The sequence below is a fragment of the Flavobacterium pedocola genome, assembly GCF_053764385.1.
In genome coordinates, this window is sequence record NZ_JBSNCR010000003.1 from 511,809 (window position 1) to 531,076 (window position 19,268).

A 19,268-nucleotide genomic window follows, 5' to 3' on the forward strand; every position below is an offset into this window, starting at 1 on the left:
GGTTTTACTATTTTTGGAAAAAATCCCCGATACGTGTTTCGATTATTTGATTTTTCCCTGCAACTGAGCGGTTTCCGAATGAAGGAAGCCCAGCGTGTTTTTTCTTCCCTATTGGCGATTCCGGAAGCGGAGTATCAGCAATATGTTGAAAATCAACGCAAGGAAATTGCCGAATACCATTTGCGGAACAATCTTTTCTATCAGGAATTGGCCGGAACCACCCAATTTTCCAACTGGAACGATTTGCCCGTGCTCACCAAAAAGGATCTACAAAAACCTTTAGCGGAACGGCTTTCCAAAAGTTACAGCAAGCAATCGGTGTTTGTGAACAAAACCTCGGGGTCGAGTGGTGATCCGTTTGTGTTTGCTAAAGATAAAGAAGCGCATGCCCTCACCTGGGCCTCGATCATTTACCGTTTCGGCTGGTATGGTATTGATTTCAACAAATCGTATCAGGCAAGGTTTTACGGTATTCCGCTTGATTTTATCGGGTATCGCAAAGAACGGCTGAAAGATTTTTTAGGACAGCGTTACCGTTTTCCGATTTTCGATTTGTCCGATGCCTTTCTGGAGAAAGTCCTGAAACATTTTCAGACCAAAAAATTCGAATACATCAACGGGTACACCAGTTCCATAGTGTTGTTCGCCAAATTTCTGCAGCATAAAAACATTGTCCTGAAAGACATTTGCCCAACCTTGCGCGTGTGCATGGTGACTTCCGAAATGCTTTTCGATGAAGATAAGACGCTTATGGAAAACCAATTCGGCATCCCTGTGGTGAACGAATACGGTGCTTCCGAACTCGATCTGATTGCCTTTCAGAATCCGGACGATGAATGGGTGGTGAATTCCGAAACCCTTTTTGTAGAAGTATTGGACGAAAACAACCAGCCGGTTCCGCATGGTACCCAAGGCCGCATCGTAATTACCGCTTTATACAACAAAGCGCATCCGTTTTTGCGATATGATATTGGAGATGTCGGCATACTGGATGAAAAAAGCACGTTCAAGAAACCGATCCTCAAGAAACTGATCGGACGGACCAACGATGTTGCGATTTTGCCCAGCGGTAAGAAATCACCCGGGCTTACTTTTTATTACGTGACCAAATCAATCATAGAAGACGACGGAAACGTAAAAGAATTCATCATCCGCCAGACGAAAATCGATGCGTTTGAGATTGATTATGTCTCGGAAAAAGAATTGAACGCCGAACAGATAAAAGGCATCCAACAGGCGATTGACCAATATCTGGAACCGGGCTTACACTTCCGTTACAACCGAAAAGAAACCCTGGAACGCACCCTGAGAGGCAAACTGAAACAGTTCCAGTCCGAGCTTTAATTCCGGTATTTCATAAAGCCGCGGTACATCCAGTGCAGCATGTAATAGGCCGATTGCAGCACATTGAGCTGTTCCACTTCCCGGTAAAACTGCCATTGGTATTTTATAAGGTTCTTTTTGTTTCGGGAAAGTGAATTTTCACGGATCCTGTAAATCGCTTTAGGTTCTTTTATGCCATAGGCAAACGGGATTTCTTTGAGGTATTGCAGCCACAGCCCCATATCCTGACGCTTACGGATTTCCGGCATGAACTTCTTCCCCAAGGCTCTGATATGGACAAAGGCGGTTAAGCAGCTGATAGAATTCGTTTTTAAGATATCGGTATAGGTGACTTTTTCCGGCACGATAAAATCGGAGTACACAAATTCCAGATTTTCGTTGGAGCGTTTGTAGGAAGAAAAAACAAAATTGACACCGGTTTCTTTAATCGTACGGATGCTGTTTTCGATAAAATCCGGAAACCAGATATCGTCCGCATCAAGAAAAGTCATATAAGCGCCGGTAGCGTTTTCAATCCCGACATTTCTTGCTTTTGCCGGGCCCACATTCTGCGGAAGGGGAAAAAATTTAATGCGCGATTCGTTTTGACAAAGGGCATTTACAACGGCTACGGTCTCGTCGGAAGAACCATCGTCTACGATCAGCAACTCCCAATTGGGATGGGTCTGTTTTTGAACCGATTCCACGGTAGCTGCAATATACGCTGCGGAATTAAAAGTGGGTGTAATTATGGAAACCAGTTCGTTCATTAATATGCTTTTTCTTCGCCTTTCAGCGCATTGTAAACGGTCATGATTACAATTTTGATGTCTAACAGTAACGACCAGTTTTCTAAGTAAAAGATATCAAACTTCACCCGATTGATGATGTCTTCATCGGTTTCCACTTCGCCGCGGTACCCATTGGTTTGGGCTAAGCCCGTAATTCCGGGTTTTACAAAATGACGAACCATAAATTTGTCGACACTCTTGGCGTACATTTCCGTATGGCTGACCATGTGCGGACGCGGTCCAACCACAGACATATCGCCCAACAACACGTTAAAGAACTGTGGCAACTCATCGATACTGGTTTTTCTGATAAATCGGCCAATATTGGTAATTCGGGGGTCATTTTTAGAAACCTGTTCCAAATGGGCTATTTCATTGGGACGCATCGAACGGAATTTATAACAGTCAAATTCATGATAGTTTAACCCGTTTCGCCTTTGCTTGAAGAAAACCGGCCCTTTGGATTCTTTTTTGATCAGATAGGCCAAAATAGGGGTCAACCATGACAAAACACCTATTATTACAATCAAAGAAAAAATGATATCGAAAATTCTTTTTATTATGGTATTGACGGTTTTATCCAAAGGAATATCCCTTAACGAGGCCACCGGTATGTAACCGTAGTAATCAAATTTCATGTTTCGCGAAAGCACTTCCTGCTCGTCGGGAAGGAATTTGAGCACCTTTAAGTTGTTATCGGTAAAATCAATAAACTGATTGATCTCCTGGCTGTCCATTTCGGAAAGAGAACAGTAAATCTCATCGATTTTATTGTTGAGCACAAAGGAAAAACAGTTGTCAATCTGTTCCTTTTTGTTTCCGGTTAAATCAAACGTTGTGATAAGGTTATAGCCGTAATCGGGATTGTCGTTGAAGAAATCGGCAAGTTCAGTCACCTTGTTTCCAACCCCAACAATAACTACCCTTCTGAAATTCCCACCAAATACGGCTCTGAATTTCTTCAGAAAATAGAACACGAAAAGCTTGGCTATGGAAATCAGGACCACCGCAGTAGAAACAAATTTTAAAATATGCGACGGTTCCGAAAACTTTAAAAAATATCCCAGATAGGCAAAATTCAGGATCGTGAAAAGCACATACTGGTTGAGGATCTTGCTGAAGATTTCCAGGGCCTTGGTAAAACGATACACTTCATAGAAACCGGCATTCCAGGCTATGACCACCCAGGAAAAAGAAGCAAACAGATGAAAATACACCACGTGGGGCGAGTTGGAAAGCAATGCGGAAGCCAGGACGTTAATGATAATTAAGTCCAGTAAATACGAAAACGGCCGAATATAGCCCGAGTATCTTCCTGTATGTTTTCTCACCTAAGAAATGTACTTTGAAAAATCTTTATGCTCTTCCTTCAATAATTCTTCTGAAGACAGGGACTTAAAGTAATCATAAGTAATTTTCATCCCTTCCGCTCTAGATACTTTTGGCTCCCAGCCCAGAATTTCCCTTGCTTTGGTAATGTCCGGCTGGCGCTGCAGCGGATCGTTGACCGGTAATGGATGGTAAACCACTTTCTGCTCGGTTCCGGTCAGTTTAATGATTTCGTCTGCAAAATCTTTAATGGTAATCTCGTCCGGGTTTCCTATGTTAACCGGTAAATGGTAATCCGACAATAAAAGGCGGTAAATCCCTTCCACCTGATCGTCTACATAACAAAACGAACGGGTTTGTGAACCGTCCCCAAAAATGGTTAAATCCTCACCGCGCAAAGCCTGACCAATAAACGCAGGGATTACACGGCCGTCATTGAGTCGCATTCTCGGGCCGTAGGTGTTGAAGATCCTTACAATTCTTGTTTCCAGACCGTGAAAAGTATGATAGGCCATGGTTATGGCTTCCTGATAGCGCTTGGCTTCATCGTATACGCCTCTTGGCCCAATGGTATTTACATTCCCGTAATAATCTTCGGTTTGCGGATGTACCAATGGATCGCCATACACTTCAGAAGTGGAGGCAATCAATATCCTTGCTTTTTTCACACGTGCCAAGCCCAACAGATTATGGGTCCCCATCGCCCCTACCTTTAAAGTTTGAATAGGGATCTTAAGATAATCTATAGGGGATGCCGGTGAGGCAAAATGCAGAATATAGTCTAAATTGCCCGGAACATGGACAAATTTCGTGATATCGTGGTGGTAAAATTCGAAGTTTTCAACTTTGAAGAGGTGCTCGATATTTTTCAGATCTCCGGTGATCAGATTATCCATTCCGATAACATAATACCCTTCTTTTATAAATCGGTCACACAAATGAGAGCCCAAGAAACCAGCGGCTCCGGTTATTAGAATTCTTTTCATATTCCTTTTAATTTCTGATAGTCTTCTTTTTCCACATGATCAGTAACAGCGTTAAAAATACAATAGAGCACTATAAAGAAAAGCACTCCTCGCTGTCTGCAGAAAAAGGATTCTGTCAAAAATAGGATTATCATTGTTACCGCGAAAGCAATATGTAAAAAATCTTTGTTTTTCCATGCGTTTTTTAGATTCGCCAACAACATCAGACAGACAATCAGGAATCCGAAAAAGCCTAATTCCGAAAAAGTCTGAATATATTGATTGTGGAAATTAAACTCTCCATAGCCAGGATAAAGGCCGTATTCTTTAGTTTTTTCCCTGATTTTATCCTGAGAAGCTTCAAGTCCCACTCCGGTGAACATGATATTGTCATCCTGAAGCATCTCTTTAAAAATCCTCACCTGATAAATTCTCAGGGCCGCCCCGGGAAAGAAATGATTGGGCTGGAAATTATCATTCTTCCAGGCCTGTCGCCAGCTTATGTTGTATACTTTTCCTCCTTCCCCTCCAATGGTACTGTTCACGGTATTATCCACAAAAGCGGTTTCGTACTCCAACAGGAATCGTTCTTTTACCTCCTTAACAAAAGTCAGGGAGCAAGCCAGAAACAAAACTATAGTGATAATGGTGGTGGCTTTTACGCTTTTCGGCACTTCGGAAAAGAAGGAATAATAGCAAACAATCAGCAGGAAATCTATGGTGATAATACTCTTGGACGAAAGTAAAAAAATCAGGCCGGTTAAAACAAAGAGAGCTATTTTATCGACCGTTCGTTTCGCTTTCAGGGAAATGAAATAAAACAAGGCCAATGAGGCAAAAACAGATACATAAATGGCATTAAGATCCTGAGTAACCAGTTCATGATAAAAGAAAACGCTAAGTTTTCCGGATTCCAGATACCTGAAAAACGCTTTTACAAAATAAAAGAACGCATAGAAAACCATACTGAAACTGTACAGTTTGAAAATGTAATCCCTTTTAATGTTTTTTAAACCCGATGCAAATAAAAAAGCAACCGGGATAAACAGAAAAGCCACCTCTTTCTGCAAACCTTTCGAAGTTAGGGCGCTGTCCCTGGTCCAGAGCAGAGAAGCCAGCATGAGAAGATAAAAGACAACGGGCAACAGCAATTTTCTGTTAAATGAAAACCGTATTTTGGAAGAGGAAAAGGAAACGACAATAAAAACAATGGTAGCAATACTGCTGAACGCATATTTCAACGGTATGGCAATCAGGATGGCCGCTAACAAAAACGATAAAAGAATCCCTTTTTCATTCAGGTCTTTTAATCTAAGTAAGGCTTTGCTGAAATAACTGTAGGTATTGTCCATTTATCTTATCCCAATTGAACTCTTCAGCTATGGCTGTAAAGTTATTTTGAATACGTTGCAAGTTATCATTTTTTTTGACTTGAAGAAGTAAATTTTTAACCTCTTTGCTATTGGAAAAATAATAGGCGTTTTCTTTAAGGATCGCTCGGTTAAAATCGTTGTTATGGGCCATGATAAATGCTTTGGAGGCCATTGCTTCCAACAGTGACGGATTGGTACCGCCCACCGAGTGTCCGTGAAAATACAGGTTGGAATAATATCTTAAGTTGTCCAAATGTTCCAGATTGTATACCGCTCCGATAAAACGGATGTTCGGGTTGGCCTTGTACTTATCCTTTAAATAAGTCCCGAATTTCGTGTTATGGTTACCAATCACCAACATCGTGGTTGTATCTTCGCTCAAAACGACACCGTCCAAAATGGTTTCAATATTGTTTTCCGGCTCCAGACGGGCCAGAATCATGTTGAAGTTGTATTTCTCCACATCATACTTACTGATGGTGCTTTCCTCCGGATTGTTGAAGGTGTGCGCGCCGTAAGCAATATAAGTGGATTTGGCCTTGTATTGTTCCATCAGGTACTTTTCAATCCCAAGGGAATCCGACACTAAAACATCGCTGTATTTCACGGCAAGGCTTTCTGCAAAACGCAAGGCTTTCTGCACCGGCTTCGAATATTTGGTCCTTTTCCATTCCAAACCGTCCATATTGGTGATGATGATGGCTTTTTTAGGAAACAGGAAACTCCACACCGAACTACTGGTATACCCCAGCTGAAGGATGATGTCGAAATTTCTTTTTCGGGAATCCAGTATGCAGTTCAGGTCGTAAATAAACTGGCCTGCGGTACCTATTTTAAACTCGGGGTCGTATTGGTGCAGGATTTTTACGCCTTTAAATTCCTGCTCCTGATAAGGATGGTTGTGGGAATTATACACATATACCTCATGCCCTTTCTGAGCTAAGTACACTGAAAAAAACTCGGCAAACTGTTCAAATCCTCCGTAATGATTTGGGACCCCTCTGGTTCCCAGTATGGCTACTCGCATGAAAACATAAATATTCAGCCCAAAAATATCATTTTTTCCAACATTTTTACCAGGTTTCCATAAGGTATTTAAACATTAACATGTAATTGTTACTTTATATTGATATTTATCAGGTTTTGATTGAACTTTTATTGCTAAATTTGCTCATTACCAGTTAACACCGATTATGATTAATTTTGATTTTTTAGAGCAGAATCTAGACCAGTTACGCATCAAATATTTAGCCGCACAACCCTTTCCGCACTTAATAATTGATGATTTCTGTGATACCACTAAATTGGAAACGGCCTATAATGCCATCCCGGAACTTGAGAACAAAAGCCGCGATTATGCTTTTGCCAACAACAAGTTTGAAAAGTCAAATTACAAAGTAATCTGTAAGGAATTAGAAGAATTGTATAGCGATCTGTCTTCCGAAAGGTTTAACAAAATCCTTTCCTTTATCACGGCAAAAGACATTTTTGTCGATCCGAAAAACCACGGTGGCGGGCTTCACCAGGGTAAGAAAAACAGTTTTCTGGACATGCACCTGGATTTCAATTATCACCCGATCAACAAAAACTGGTACCGTGAATTGAATTTACTGTTGTATTTGAACAAAGACTGGAAACCGGAATACAAAGGTGGTTTAAAAATAAAAGACCTCAGAACCGACAAAGAAGCGGAATTGGACGTGCCTTTCAACCGAATGATCATTCAGCAGTGCGCACCTTATACCCTGCATGGCTACGACATGACCAGTTTTCCGGAAGGTCGTTACAGAACTTCCATTGCCACTTATGCCTATCAGGTACATAACCGCTTAATCGAAACTCCTCGTACCACTGATTGGTTTCCGAAAGAGGATGCTTCGTTCCTGAAAAAACAGCTGGCGAAAAATTATAATGTACTGGTACAGACCAAAAATAAATTTTTTGGTAGTGGAACGGCTAAAAATCAGTAAAAAATAAGCTTTCTATTTTCTAACTTCAATTAAGCTTTTTAAAATTTCTGCTGATTTTTCCCAATCATATCGGTTTTGTATTTTTTGGGAAATCGTATTGATTTTTTCCGAGAAATCATTTTCAAGAATCATTTTCAATTTTCGATTGAATTCATTTTGATCATACGGATCGAAGAAAAAATCTTCAAAGAAATCAAAATCGGACATTGCCGTTTTATTGGAACATAAAGTAGGTATCTTGGCTGCAATTGACTCTAATGGAGGTATTCCGAACCCTTCTGCAATGGAAGGATAAACTGCTGCTTTTGCCCCTCTTAACAACATTAACATTGTCTGGAAATCGGTTTTTTGAAAAGAATAAATTTTTGATTTTACTGAAGCGTCCAATTTTTCATAAATATCCGCATAGGCCTTATTATCAATTGTTTCGTCGCCAATAAAAAGCAGTTGATGGCTTTCATATAATTTTAAATCAACAAATGCTTTTAAAACCAATTGCTGATTTTTTCGGGGCTCCCATCGGCTGATATAAATGATGTATTCCTTCAGCTTGAATTTTTCATAAACTTCCTTCTGAATTAATGCTTTATCATAGTTTTCAAAAAAAGCATCATTAATGGCATTCGGGGTGATATGATAATCCTTTAAAGAAAAATGATTGTCTATTGTTTTTTGCGAATAGCCCGAAACCGTTAAACGGATATCTGAGAACTTTGCGCTGAATTTATAAAGGATGGTGTTTTTTATTCTATTAAAAAAAGGAAAATATTCCGGGAAATCAATGAACAAAACATCGTGGGTCGTAACAATATACTTGCATCTTTTAAAAGGCGAAACAATATATTGAAAGTGTGCATAGTCGATTTGATAGCGTTTGATAATTTGAGGAATATCAAGCAACAAACGGCCAAATTTATTATGGTATTTATAGGTTATGTAATTAACATTCGGATGCGAGCCAAAAATCGATTTCAGTGCGTCGGAATTGTTCGAGGCCAAGAAAAATTCAAATTCCTGACACTTGATAAAATAAGTATAGATTCCTTGTATATATGTTCTGGTTCCCTGAAAACCATCATCGAAAACATGACAGTCTACAAAAATTTTGAAACGGTTTCCCTTATCCATTATTAATTCCTTTTTGGCTTTGATTTTCTCGTATCGTTATCTCCCTAAGAGCCAATAAAAACCCTATTATGATTGACTTATTATCTAATTTTAAGTATAATCCAAGGAAAACCCAATTTGAAACAATTAGGAAAACACTTGTTCCTATCAACAAATAATTGATGTGCCTTACCGATTCTATATCTGATTTCTTTTGTCTGAAAAGTAGGATTATGAAAAAGACACTGATGCAAACCCCCAACAATCCCGATTTTAAGAAAACAGTCATGAATCCATTATGTACATATGGAATATATTGAACATACTCACCATCATTCGAAAGAACCTTTCTTCCCAAATTTAACTTCGACCCTAATCCCTCACCAAAAAAAATGGAATTCCAACCATCATTTGTGACCTGTTTGATTGTGATGATGTTTTCGTAAGACCTGTAATTGTCATTGAAATCCTTCCAGTCTCCTTTGTCGATTTTTGTTTTAAAGGGCTCAATGGGAGCTATTTTTACTTTATACAGAAACGCCTCTAAGCCTTCTCCGTTTCTTTTCGGATTGATGTATAATATGGCCGAATACCCAACTAAAACTGCCAATACAATTGATGCGAGTACTTGAACGGATTTTTTATTTACCGTAAAATATCCCTTAAGCGCGATGTAAAGGATTATAATTTGAATAAGATTTGTTCGTGATAGGTATAAGAAACATGATATCCCCAAAACAAGCATAAAGGACCAAGCGTTTATTTTTGAAAAAACAAGCTTTAGATTATTCCGGAAAATTAAAATTATAAGGGCGTATATTTCATAATCACTGAAATAACCCGCCTCCTTCCTAATCAAATTGACATTCAGTGTTTGATATTTAACCGAAGCTATTGCAATAATTATAAGATGAATTACAGCAATGATTAAACCGGTATACACAAATAACTTTAATGCTCTTTCCCTATTGAATTTACATAATTGATATCCGGCTAACATGCCAACGACCGGCTTGAGCAGATAGGTAATATCCCTGATGATGTCATAAATGCCATGTTCTCGAAAAAGACTTCCGAAGAAGGCGATAGATAAAATCAAAACGAAGCAAGAAACATATTTTAATATGGTAACGGTGTAGGTCCTTTTAACGGTAAGCAACAACGTCATAAACCATATCAGAAAAGTCAACTCATAGTTATTGAGAAAGGTTACCCCAATACATGCAAAATAAAGAAGTTGATAAACAATATTTTTATAGTTTCCAAACATGAACTAGTTTGCTTTTGCCTCAGACTTTAATATATTTTTTACACTTGAAATTTCGTTTGTCTCAATATCGAATAAAGGCATGTTCTCGATTACTTTAAGTCTTTTATCGTGTCTTAAAAAAAGTAGTTCCCCTTTTTCTCCTTTGGAATCCCTGTTGGCAGATTCATTAAATCCAGTTTCGGAAGAATATTTTTTAAACGGCTCGGATAAATCTTTTCTAACAAAATAAGCATTAACGCCAGCTCTTGTACTACCAATAAAGTCATATCCTTTTCTATCAGCCAAATGACAAAAAGCAGCTAATGAGGCCCCAAAATACAATTCAGAATAATGCTCCTTACTTCTTACAAAATCTGATTTGTAAGGCACGGTAACCTTTTTCTCAGGTCCGAAGGCAGAATTATATTCGCAAACAACCACTCGGGGCTTAATACAGTCGATGCTTTCCCAAACCCAGTAGTCATTCCCGTCTATATCAACGCTCAATAAACCAATATCTTCAACATCGGTATACTCGCTAATCAGCTGATTAATATTTTCCTTTGTGATGAAACTCCTTTTTGCAGTAATGTCGTACTTCCAATAGATAAAATCTTTTTTGATAAAATCGATGTTTTTCTGGCTTCCATCCAAAACCAATCCTGACCAATTGTTATTGATTAGTAAAAAACGCGTGTTGGATTCCGTATAGGTTTCTACGCCAAATTCGACAAATATCTTGTTGGGAATATCAATTTTACTAATAATGTATTGAATAATACCATCTTCTCCCCTTTGTGAGAAAACCTGGAACTCAACTTCGTCCAATGAGGCGATTTTTTCTTTCTTACTGTTCAGTTCGGATAAAATTTTACCATTTAACAGCAATCCTTTATGTACATCGTAATTTATCTTCTGATAAATTTTTTTATATAAATATTTAATATACTCTTTCATATATCCTAACCGACAAAATGTTTCAATTTATTAAACTCATTTTTAAGCACATAACAATAGATTCCTGCCAGACATGCCTCTGTAAAAATCAAAAGAAAAAAGGCCTGTGCCAGTCCGAAGGTATGCATCAAAACCGATAATCCCAAAATGTTAAAGATAGTGGATAATATTGTTACTCTTATGTACTCTTTATTTTTATTTAAGCTGAAAATTAGCTGCTCCAACGGCAATGTTATTCCTATCAGAAAAGGAATGAATACCGCCAGATGCAAATAGTTTTCGATTTCTGCCATGTGGACCGCGTCTACTTTGAAGAAGGTTAAAATTTCTGTGGAAAAGAGAACCACCAACACCAATAATAAAACCAGAAATATAAAATTAAAGCCATTAAATTTTTGCCATAATCTTACTCCTTTTTTAAAATTATCGTCTATAGCGAAACAAACATAGCTATAGGAGAACTTGAAGAACAGCTGCAGATAGGTACGAAACAGATTGATTATCTGCTCGACCACTTTAAATTGCCCGGCCACATAATCCCCTGAAAAAAAGCCAATGATGACAACTGCGGAGTAGTTTCTTGTAGCGAGGAAAAGCTGGGAAACACAGAAAGAGAAATCACGAACCAACAATTCTTTCACCAGAGCAAAAGGAACTATTTTAAGGGAAAACCGGTAGGTCCTAAATATCCAAAGTAAACCAATTATATTGGCGACAATACTGCCTAAACCCATCCATAAATTTGCAAAAATATAATCAGATTGTGTTTTCACCAACGAGAGAACACCCATTACGTAGATGATTTTCGATATCACGTTAATGACCGTTATCCATTTGAAATTCTCAACACCTTGCAAAAACCAGGTTGGGTTAAGGAATTGAGCAATGATAATAGTAAAACTGAAGAAAAAAACAGTTTTCTCTTCCCTGAAATACGGCACAGCATAAATCAACAACAGCGACAGTAGCGCGACTACAAAAAACAGTGCACCTTTTGCGGCATAGATTGTTTTAAAGAGTGACTCCAGTATCGTTTTCTCATCCCGGTTGACGGAAATCTCTTTGACGCCAATGATATACGAACTATAATCAACGATTACGATCAATATGTAGGCAAAAGACTGTCCGATGGCGATAATTCCCAACTTTTCTAGACCGCAAACATAAATCAGATAAGGGGTAATTAGTAACGGACTGATTATATTAATGACTTGTCCGATTCCATAGACCATGAAATTTTTAAGCCATTTGTTAAAAAATAATTTGTTGAAAAAATCCCTCAAGTCCGTCGTGCAAATTTGTTCGCAAATATACTATTCTCATTCCATAAAAATAAAAAACCACCTTAAAGGTGGTTTTTTATTTTTATGGAATGACTTACTTAATAAGTAATTGAATCTGGTCGTAAAGTTCTTTACCTGAATAAGTAATCGGATCGTATGTTCCTTCTTTGGTAATAATAGGAGTAACTGAAGACTTAGCCGTATCTTTTTTCATTGTAAGTTCATTTACAGTAAGATATTTAAAGAAATCTGTTCCTTTTGCCTCAAATGTTTTTCCTAAATAATCAATTTTAAAACTGTTAACAACAATCTCTGGCTGCTCTTTATTCGTTCCAAAGTCCAGTCTTAAATAATTTGGTAAAACGTCTTCCGGAAGTTTAAAAACTATATCCTGTGGTTTATCGCTTCCTTTAAATTCAATAAAGAAAGAATTTTTCTCTTCATAGGAAGCTGCATCATCGTTCTTGTAATAAATCTGAAAACTGTCATCCTTTTTAACTGTAGCGTTTAAAGTAACACTGAAGATATTAGGGTTAGCAGCCAATTGTTCAGTGGCTACCTCGGTTTTTTCCTCTACCTTTTCTTCTTTCTTACAAGATAATAACGTTAAAGCTAATAATAAGCCAACCAAAATTTTATTTGCTTTCATTTTTTTTGAATTTAACTGTGCAAATCTAATTTTTTTTTCCATCTTAAAAAACATTACTGTTAAAAAAATTTATCTATTTCCTGTTAGAATCCTATAAGGCCCTGAAAAATTTCTTTTCAAAAAAACAGCAGTCATGATGCTGATTGCTATTGTTAAAATTGGGGAAAAGAAATAAACAAATAAATATGCGCTTAAACTTTGATTCATCACAGAGAACAATGCTTTTTTAATAATTGTTAATAAAGGCTCATGAAATACATAAATAAAAAAAGAAGTCCATGAAACCAATGCAATTTGATTAACAATCTTATTGGAATAATCAGCCAATTTATCATACAACGCCCAAAAGGAAAGTAGGCCAATCAAGATTGCTGTTTTTAAAAGAAACAGCTCTAATTTTTGGGATAATCCAAACATCCCTACTCCCGTTTTGAAAAACAGCAATAAAAACCAGAGTATAAAAATCCCTATACTCTTATCGACTTTTTTTTCCAAAATTTCAGGGCAATATAATGCCAGCGAAATCCCTGATGAAAAAAAGAACAGCGCTTCCGAACTTAAAAAAACCGAATCCTGATTAAAAAACCAAAATAGGAATGTCGTGAATAGGAATACGAATCTAATGCGTTTTATTAGAAACACAATGAGTGGCGACAAAAACACCATAATTATCAAATCTCTTAAAAACCAAAGTTGATAGGGTATCGGTTTGTAAAATATTCCCTCAACCCAGTCCAAAAATGAATAATCAACAATCAACTTATTTGTAAAAAATGGCTTGCTTTGCGGAATACTCTGTAGTATTAAATAAACTAAAAGCCCAATTATTGTCCAAAGCAAATATGGAATTAAAAGGGTTTTAATTCTTTTAACTATTTTATCGCGTAAATCATTTATTCCTGTTTTTCGGTTATAGACAAATAAATAACCCGAAATAACAAAAAAAAGAGGAACTGCTATTCTGGTAAATCCGTTTGAAATAAACGTTTGCAAGAACCAATTAAAATCCTTTTCTAAATAGAGCCTTCTATCCAACTGCTTTGTATCAATATTATAGCTATGTAAAAACACAACCATAATCATCAATAAAAAAGAAAGATTCTTTATTTTCTGGCTTAATCTATCCGACATTCTATTTACTTATATCAAAGTTCTTGTCGGTTAAAACAAGTCCTTCCTTATCTGTTTTTTTATCTTTAATAATAATCCCCATTCTGTAAGTTCCTTTCTCGAGTTTGTTCACTTTTATTACTGATGAAAATCCTGAATTATCCAGATTGAACTCATTGTTGGACGCTTTAGTAATATCTTCTCTTTTTATTTTTTGAGTTGGTGCTCTGAACGCTTTTCCATTTGAGAATAATACGACCCGGATATCGGAATTTACTGCGTCCTGCTCTTCCAAATAACCCCATCCCTGCACTTTTATGTATTCCGAGGTAACTTCAAAGGCCTCAACCCAAGATTTGATTTTTGCACCATTCTCATTCTTTAGTGGTTTATATTGAGATACATCTATTTCAGCTAAGGATTCCGTGTTTTTTACATACAATTTTGTCCAACAATCATATAATTCTGCATTATCCTCTACCGTAAAATTATCATCCAAAAATTTTTGAGATGATTCACTCAATGTATATGGTTTGTTATGTCCGTCAACATACCAGAAATTAACCTTCTTAGTAGAATCTTGAACCATTTCATTCACCAAAACCTCCAACGGTTTGTCGATAATATTCATTTTAACTTTTTCATTGTTAAGGAAATAAGGAAAATACCATCCCAAACTCGTATAAACCGGATTTTGGTTTTTATTGTTATCAATGATAAATTGCGAAACCTCTCTAAACTGTGTTTTATTCACTTTACGATAATAATCTTTTACTATAATTATATCTGTAAGTGAAACAACAATTAAAATCAGCACTATACCGTAGCGAATCAATTTGTTTTTAAAATAAAATAATCCACTAGAAACTATCAGCAAAACAGCCGGTAGTACATTAATGAAGTACCTGTTTATTATCATTGGTATTGAAAGATAAGATCTAATCAATGGAATTAAAACAACCAATATAATCCATGGAATCAGAATCAAAAACGAAAGAACTGTTTTATTATTTATTATGGTATCATAACTTATTTTCTCATCTTTCTGCTTTGACAGTCCTAAGAAATAAAAGAGTATTGCAAGATTTATAATTCCAATCAGGATTTCAGATGAATTAAAAAAATCATGGAATATCTGTGTGTAGGCATCCGGTTTAGGAACTTCAATCCAGAATTGTTTTATTGATGCCGTCTGAATAAACAGCTTTAATGCCGGTAAAAAAAGTATCGCTGTTACAATTCCCGAAAGTAGTGAATTAATAAAAATACTTTTTCGAACCTCTTTTACTGAAATAAGAATAAATACTAACAGAATTACATATTGTGCAAAAAGACCAAATAAACCAAAAAAATGACTGCAAATCATTAATGCTGCAAAAACACCATAAATTAATGCGTTCTTTTTTGTTGGATCCTTTAAGAACTTAATCATTCTATAAAAGGCTAAGGTTGTGAATAAAAAAAGAAGCACATAAGGTCTGCCGTCTTGGGAATAGTATAAATGAAAACTATTGGTACAAACCAGCAGCGCCATAACCAGCCCCACTTTCTTATTAAAAATTTCCCTCCCTAATAAAAACGAAGAATAAATTCCAAAAATTCCAAGTACAGCAGAAAAAGAACGTAGAACAATTACAGAATGACCGAAAATTTTAAATAAAATATAAGCACCATAAAAAAAGAGAGGTGGATGTGGTTCCGCAATCATCAAAGTATCATACACTTCTGAAATTGACAAATTCGGATTCGCTTCATTCAATGTATGGATTTCATCCAACCAAGCACTTTGAAAATCGATATGATAGAACCTTAAAAAGGTTCCAACTGTCATTATCGCTATTAAAATAGAATTTTGCTTTATGTATTCTAGAATCTTCATATTCTCTTTATTTTTTATTGTCTTCGGATTTCTCTGTTCCGTCCTGAATTATCTTATCTATAATAAAAAGCGGCCTGTTTCTCACCTGATTATAAATTCGCAATACATATTCCCCGATTAATCCCAACGATATAAGCTGCACACCGCTAAATAAAATTATCGCTAAAATTGTGGCTGTAAAACCATGTGGCACGTCGTTATAATATATTTTTCTGTACACATTATAACCAAAATAAATTAAAGAGAATACCACTGTTAAAAAACCCAATCGAGTAATGAATTTTATAGGGAAATCACTGAAATTGAAAATCCCGTTAAAAGCCAATTCAAACAATTTTGACCAACTGTATTTTGTTTCCCCGGCTTGTCTTTCGTCACGATCATACTCATATCCTATCTGCTTAAATCCAACCCAAGCACGCATTCCTCTTAAATAACGGCTTTGCTCCGGCATAGCATTCATATTGTCTACAACTCTTTTGCTTAACATCGAGAAATCACCACTGTCGATAGGAATATTAAAACTGGAGATTTTTTTCTGAAGACGATAATAGGCTAAATAGGCCATTTTTTTTAAGAAGCTTTCTTTACGATTTTTCCTAATTGCATAAATTACATCATAACCTTTCATGAGAAGAACATAAAATTCATTGACTAATTCCGGCGGATCCTGTAAATCCCCATCAATTATCATTGCTCCTTTTTTTCCCCTAACATTTGCCAACCCGGCACTTACTGCTAATTGATGCCCGTGATTCCTGGATAATAAAATCCCGGTAAACCGTTCGTCTGCATTGCAGATTTTTTCAACCAACTCCGCTGTTTTATCAATACTACCATCATTAACTAAAATAACTTCGCAAGCAAAGGGCGTTTTATCAATAACGCTTTGTAATCTTTGTATTAGTTGATTAAAAACAGCCTCTTCATTATAAAGAGGGACAACAATAGAAATGTCAATTGTTTTCATTTAAATATTCTTATAAACTTTTTAAACTCTCCTCCCACTCTTTAACCTCAACTTTAAAAACGCTTTTAATTATACTTTTATCCAAAACGCTGTATTTTGGCCGCTTTGCCGGAGTTGGATAACTCGATGTTGGAATGGGTTGCAAATCGATGGTTATGCTATTAACATTAAAAATTTCTTTCGCAAAATCAAACCAGCTGCACGCTCCTTCGTTGCTGAAATTGTAAATTCCATAATCTGTTTTTTGACTCAGGATTATTTTGATTAAAGCCTCTGCTAAATCAACAGCATTTGTTGGCGTCCCGATCTGATCGTCCACCACCGAAAGGGTGTCCCGCTCTGATGCTAGTCGCAACATGGTTTTCATGAAATTGTGCCCAAATTGGGAGTACACCCAAGAGGTCCGTACTATAAAATGTTTTTCCCATCTGGCTTGAAGCGCTTTTTCACCCTCCAGCTTAGTTTGGCCATACACTCCGGTAGGATTGGGAATATCTTCTTCAGTATAAGGTGTGGTTTTCGTGCCGTCAAAGACAAAATCGGTGGAAATGTGCAATAAAACCGTATTGTGATTTTTACAGACTTCGGCCAGATTTTGTACGCCGGTTACATTAACCAAATGTGCTTTTTCCGGTTCACTTTCTGCTTTGTCTACCGCAGTGTAAGCCGCTGCATTAATACAATATTCTGGTTTGTGTTTTTCAAAAGCTATAAAACAGCTTTCTTTACTTGTGATGTCCAATGCTGAAGAATCACAAAAGACAAATTCCAAGTCAGGATATTTTGTCCATAAAGATCGTATCGCTTGGCCCAGCTGACCTGTGGCGCCGGTGACTAAGACTACCATACTTTTTTTGCGTTTTCAAATGTGGGTAAAACCATGTCTTTCTCTGAGATCAGGAGTTCCTTCTCCTCTAATTTCCAGTCGATCTGCAAGGTGTTGTCGTTATACAGGATTCCGCCTTCGGATTCTTTGTTGTAGAAATTGTCGCATTTGTAGAAGAAAACCGCCGTGTCGCTCAACACCACAAATCCGTGGGCGAACCCGCGGGGCACAAACAGCTGTCGTTGGTTTTCGGCCGATAAAATTTCAGCCACAAACTGTCCGTAGGTTTCCGATCCCGGTCGAATGTCTACAGCCACATCCAGCACTTCTCCCTGCATGACCCTGACCAATTTGGCCTGCGCATGTACACCGCACTGGTAATGCAGTCCTCTCAAAACGCCTCTTGAAGAAAAAGATTGGTTGTCCTGAACAAAGTGAACATGTTGCCCGATTCCCTCGGAAAAAGTTCTCTCGTTGAAGCTTTCCATGAAATAGCCTCTTGAATCCCCAATCACATTAGGTTCAAGGATAAAACAACCTGCTAGTTTGGTAGAAATGAAATTCATTTATTGTAAAAGGCTCATTAAGTGTTTGCCATACCCGCTTTTTAATAACGGTTCGGCCAATATCTGTAACTGTTGTGCATCGATAAAACCCATGCGGTAGGCCGCTTCTTCAATAGCACCTATTTTCAATCCCTGACGCTCTTCGATAACCTCTACGAATTGTCCGGCCTGCATCAGTGACTGAAAAGTTCCGGTGTCCAACCAAGCTGTTCCGCGATCCAGGATACTCACTTGGAGTTTTCCCCTGTTCAGGTATTCTTTGTTCACATCGGTGATTTCCAGTTCCCCTCTGTGACTCGGTTTTATGTTGGCAGCAATTTCCAGGACATCGTTATCATAGAAATAAATGCCCGGTACCGCATAATTCGATTTGGGCTGAACCGGTTTTTCCTCAATGGAAAGCACTTTCCCTTCCTTGTCGAAATCCACTACCCCATAGCGTTCCGGATCGTGAACATGGTACGCATAGATGATACCGCCTTCCGGATTGTTGTTCGCCTGAAGTAATTCTGCCAAACCGGTCCCGTAGAAGATATTATCCCCTAAAATCAGGGCCACTTTATCATTTCCGACAAAGTCCTTCCCGATGATAAACGCTTCCGCTAATCCGTTGGGTTGTTCCTGCACGGCATATTCGAAGCGACAGCCTAAATTGCTTCCATCCCCTAATAACTGACGGAACAAAGGCAAATCGTGTGGGGTTGAAATAATAAGGATTTCCCGTATTCCTGCCCACATCAAGGTTGATAATGGGTAGTAAATCATCGGTTTGTCATAAATAGGCATCAGCTGTTTGCTAACCGCTAAAGTTAACGGATGCAATCGTGTTCCTGAGCCACCGGCTAATATGATTCCTTTCATTTTTTAAGTTGCAAAGTCTCAAAGTTGCAAAGTTGCAAAGTCGTAACTTAAAATTATGGT

At 37.4% G+C, this 19,268-nt stretch carries 18 protein-coding genes; 2 read left to right on the forward strand and 16 right to left on the reverse strand.

Annotated elements, in window-relative coordinates; translation table 11 throughout:
- Positions 1 to 33: 33 nt before the first annotated feature.
- Positions 34 to 1,344, forward strand: coding sequence for a phenylacetate--CoA ligase family protein (locus ACWPKD_RS09350; RefSeq protein WP_455412416.1), 1,311 nt, complete (start codon positions 34 to 36; stop codon positions 1,342 to 1,344).
- On the opposite strand, the gene ACWPKD_RS09355 is transcribed toward ACWPKD_RS09350, so the two are convergent.
- From ACWPKD_RS09355 to ACWPKD_RS09375, 5 genes are read right to left on the reverse strand one after another with little or no spacing between them, the layout of a single operon-like run.
- Positions 1,341 to 2,093, reverse strand: coding sequence for a glycosyltransferase family 2 protein (locus ACWPKD_RS09355; RefSeq protein WP_455412417.1), 753 nt, complete (start codon positions 2,091 to 2,093; stop codon positions 1,341 to 1,343). The genes ACWPKD_RS09350 and ACWPKD_RS09355 overlap by 4 nt on opposite strands.
- The gene (locus tag ACWPKD_RS09360) at positions 2,093 to 3,445 is read right to left on the reverse strand and encodes an undecaprenyl-phosphate glucose phosphotransferase (protein ID WP_455412418.1); all 1,353 of its coding nucleotides are present in this window, start codon (positions 3,443 to 3,445) and stop codon (positions 2,093 to 2,095) included. Before ACWPKD_RS09360 ends, ACWPKD_RS09355 begins: the two co-directional genes overlap by 1 nt.
- Positions 3,446 to 4,429 carry a UDP-glucuronic acid decarboxylase family protein gene (locus ACWPKD_RS09365; protein WP_455412419.1) on the reverse strand — a complete coding sequence of 328 codons (984 nt, stop codon included), beginning with the start codon at positions 4,427 to 4,429 and terminating at the stop codon, positions 3,446 to 3,448. It lies immediately after the preceding gene.
- Entirely contained in the window at positions 4,426 to 5,760 is a 1,335-nt protein-coding gene (locus ACWPKD_RS09370; RefSeq protein ID WP_455412420.1) for an O-antigen ligase family protein, read from the reverse strand. Before ACWPKD_RS09370 ends, ACWPKD_RS09365 begins: the two co-directional genes overlap by 4 nt.
- Positions 5,720 to 6,808 carry a DUF1972 domain-containing protein gene (locus ACWPKD_RS09375; protein WP_455412421.1) on the reverse strand — a complete coding sequence of 363 codons (1,089 nt, stop codon included), beginning with the start codon at positions 6,806 to 6,808 and terminating at the stop codon, positions 5,720 to 5,722. Before ACWPKD_RS09375 ends, ACWPKD_RS09370 begins: the two co-directional genes overlap by 41 nt.
- A 166-nt stretch (positions 6,809 to 6,974) precedes the next feature.
- Between ACWPKD_RS09375 and ACWPKD_RS09380 the strand changes: the two genes are divergently transcribed.
- Positions 6,975 to 7,751 carry a 2OG-Fe(II) oxygenase gene (locus tag ACWPKD_RS09380; protein WP_455412422.1) on the forward strand — a complete coding sequence of 259 codons (777 nt, stop codon included), beginning with the start codon at positions 6,975 to 6,977 and terminating at the stop codon, positions 7,749 to 7,751.
- Positions 7,752 to 7,763: 12 nt separating this feature from the next.
- Here ACWPKD_RS09380 and ACWPKD_RS09385 read toward each other — a convergent pair whose 3' ends face one another.
- The 11 genes from ACWPKD_RS09385 to rfbA form a co-directional block, all read right to left on the reverse strand.
- The gene (locus ACWPKD_RS09385; protein ID WP_455412423.1) at positions 7,764 to 8,879 is read right to left on the reverse strand and encodes a glycosyltransferase family 4 protein; all 1,116 of its coding nucleotides are present in this window, start codon (positions 8,877 to 8,879) and stop codon (positions 7,764 to 7,766) included.
- A complete protein-coding gene (locus ACWPKD_RS09390; RefSeq protein WP_455412424.1) occupies positions 8,872 to 10,128 on the reverse strand; it encodes a hypothetical protein in 1,257 nt (418 codons plus the stop codon). Before ACWPKD_RS09390 ends, ACWPKD_RS09385 begins: the two co-directional genes overlap by 8 nt.
- A 3-nt stretch (positions 10,129 to 10,131) precedes the next feature.
- Positions 10,132 to 11,064, reverse strand: a complete 933-nt coding sequence (locus ACWPKD_RS09395; RefSeq protein ID WP_455412425.1) for a hypothetical protein — start codon at positions 11,062 to 11,064, stop codon at positions 10,132 to 10,134.
- A 5-nt stretch (positions 11,065 to 11,069) separates the two neighbouring features.
- Positions 11,070 to 12,296, reverse strand: a complete 1,227-nt coding sequence (locus tag ACWPKD_RS09400) for an oligosaccharide flippase family protein (protein WP_455412426.1) — start codon at positions 12,294 to 12,296, stop codon at positions 11,070 to 11,072.
- A gap of 145 nt (positions 12,297 to 12,441) precedes the next feature.
- Positions 12,442 to 12,996, reverse strand: a complete 555-nt coding sequence (locus ACWPKD_RS09405) for a hypothetical protein (RefSeq protein ID WP_455412427.1) — start codon at positions 12,994 to 12,996, stop codon at positions 12,442 to 12,444.
- 69 nt (positions 12,997 to 13,065) lie between these two features.
- Positions 13,066 to 14,127 carry an acyltransferase family protein gene (locus ACWPKD_RS09410; protein ID WP_455412428.1) on the reverse strand — a complete coding sequence of 354 codons (1,062 nt, stop codon included), beginning with the start codon at positions 14,125 to 14,127 and terminating at the stop codon, positions 13,066 to 13,068.
- Between the two features lies 1 nt (position 14,128).
- Positions 14,129 to 15,985: a glycosyltransferase family 39 protein gene (locus ACWPKD_RS09415; protein ID WP_455412429.1), complete on the reverse strand. Its 1,857-nt coding sequence runs from the start codon at positions 15,983 to 15,985 to the stop codon at positions 14,129 to 14,131.
- 7 nt (positions 15,986 to 15,992) lie between these two features.
- The gene (locus ACWPKD_RS09420) at positions 15,993 to 16,955 is read right to left on the reverse strand and encodes a glycosyltransferase family 2 protein (protein WP_455412430.1); all 963 of its coding nucleotides are present in this window, start codon (positions 16,953 to 16,955) and stop codon (positions 15,993 to 15,995) included.
- Positions 16,956 to 16,965: 10 nt separating this feature from the next.
- Positions 16,966 to 17,802: a dTDP-4-dehydrorhamnose reductase gene (gene rfbD, locus ACWPKD_RS09425; protein WP_455412431.1), complete on the reverse strand. Its 837-nt coding sequence runs from the start codon at positions 17,800 to 17,802 to the stop codon at positions 16,966 to 16,968.
- Entirely contained in the window at positions 17,796 to 18,347 is a 552-nt protein-coding gene (gene rfbC / locus ACWPKD_RS09430; RefSeq protein ID WP_455412432.1) for a dTDP-4-dehydrorhamnose 3,5-epimerase, read from the reverse strand. Before rfbC ends, rfbD begins: the two co-directional genes overlap by 7 nt.
- Entirely contained in the window at positions 18,348 to 19,208 is an 861-nt protein-coding gene (rfbA, locus tag ACWPKD_RS09435) for a glucose-1-phosphate thymidylyltransferase RfbA (RefSeq protein WP_455412433.1), read from the reverse strand.
- Positions 19,209 to 19,268: the final 60 nt, after the last annotated feature.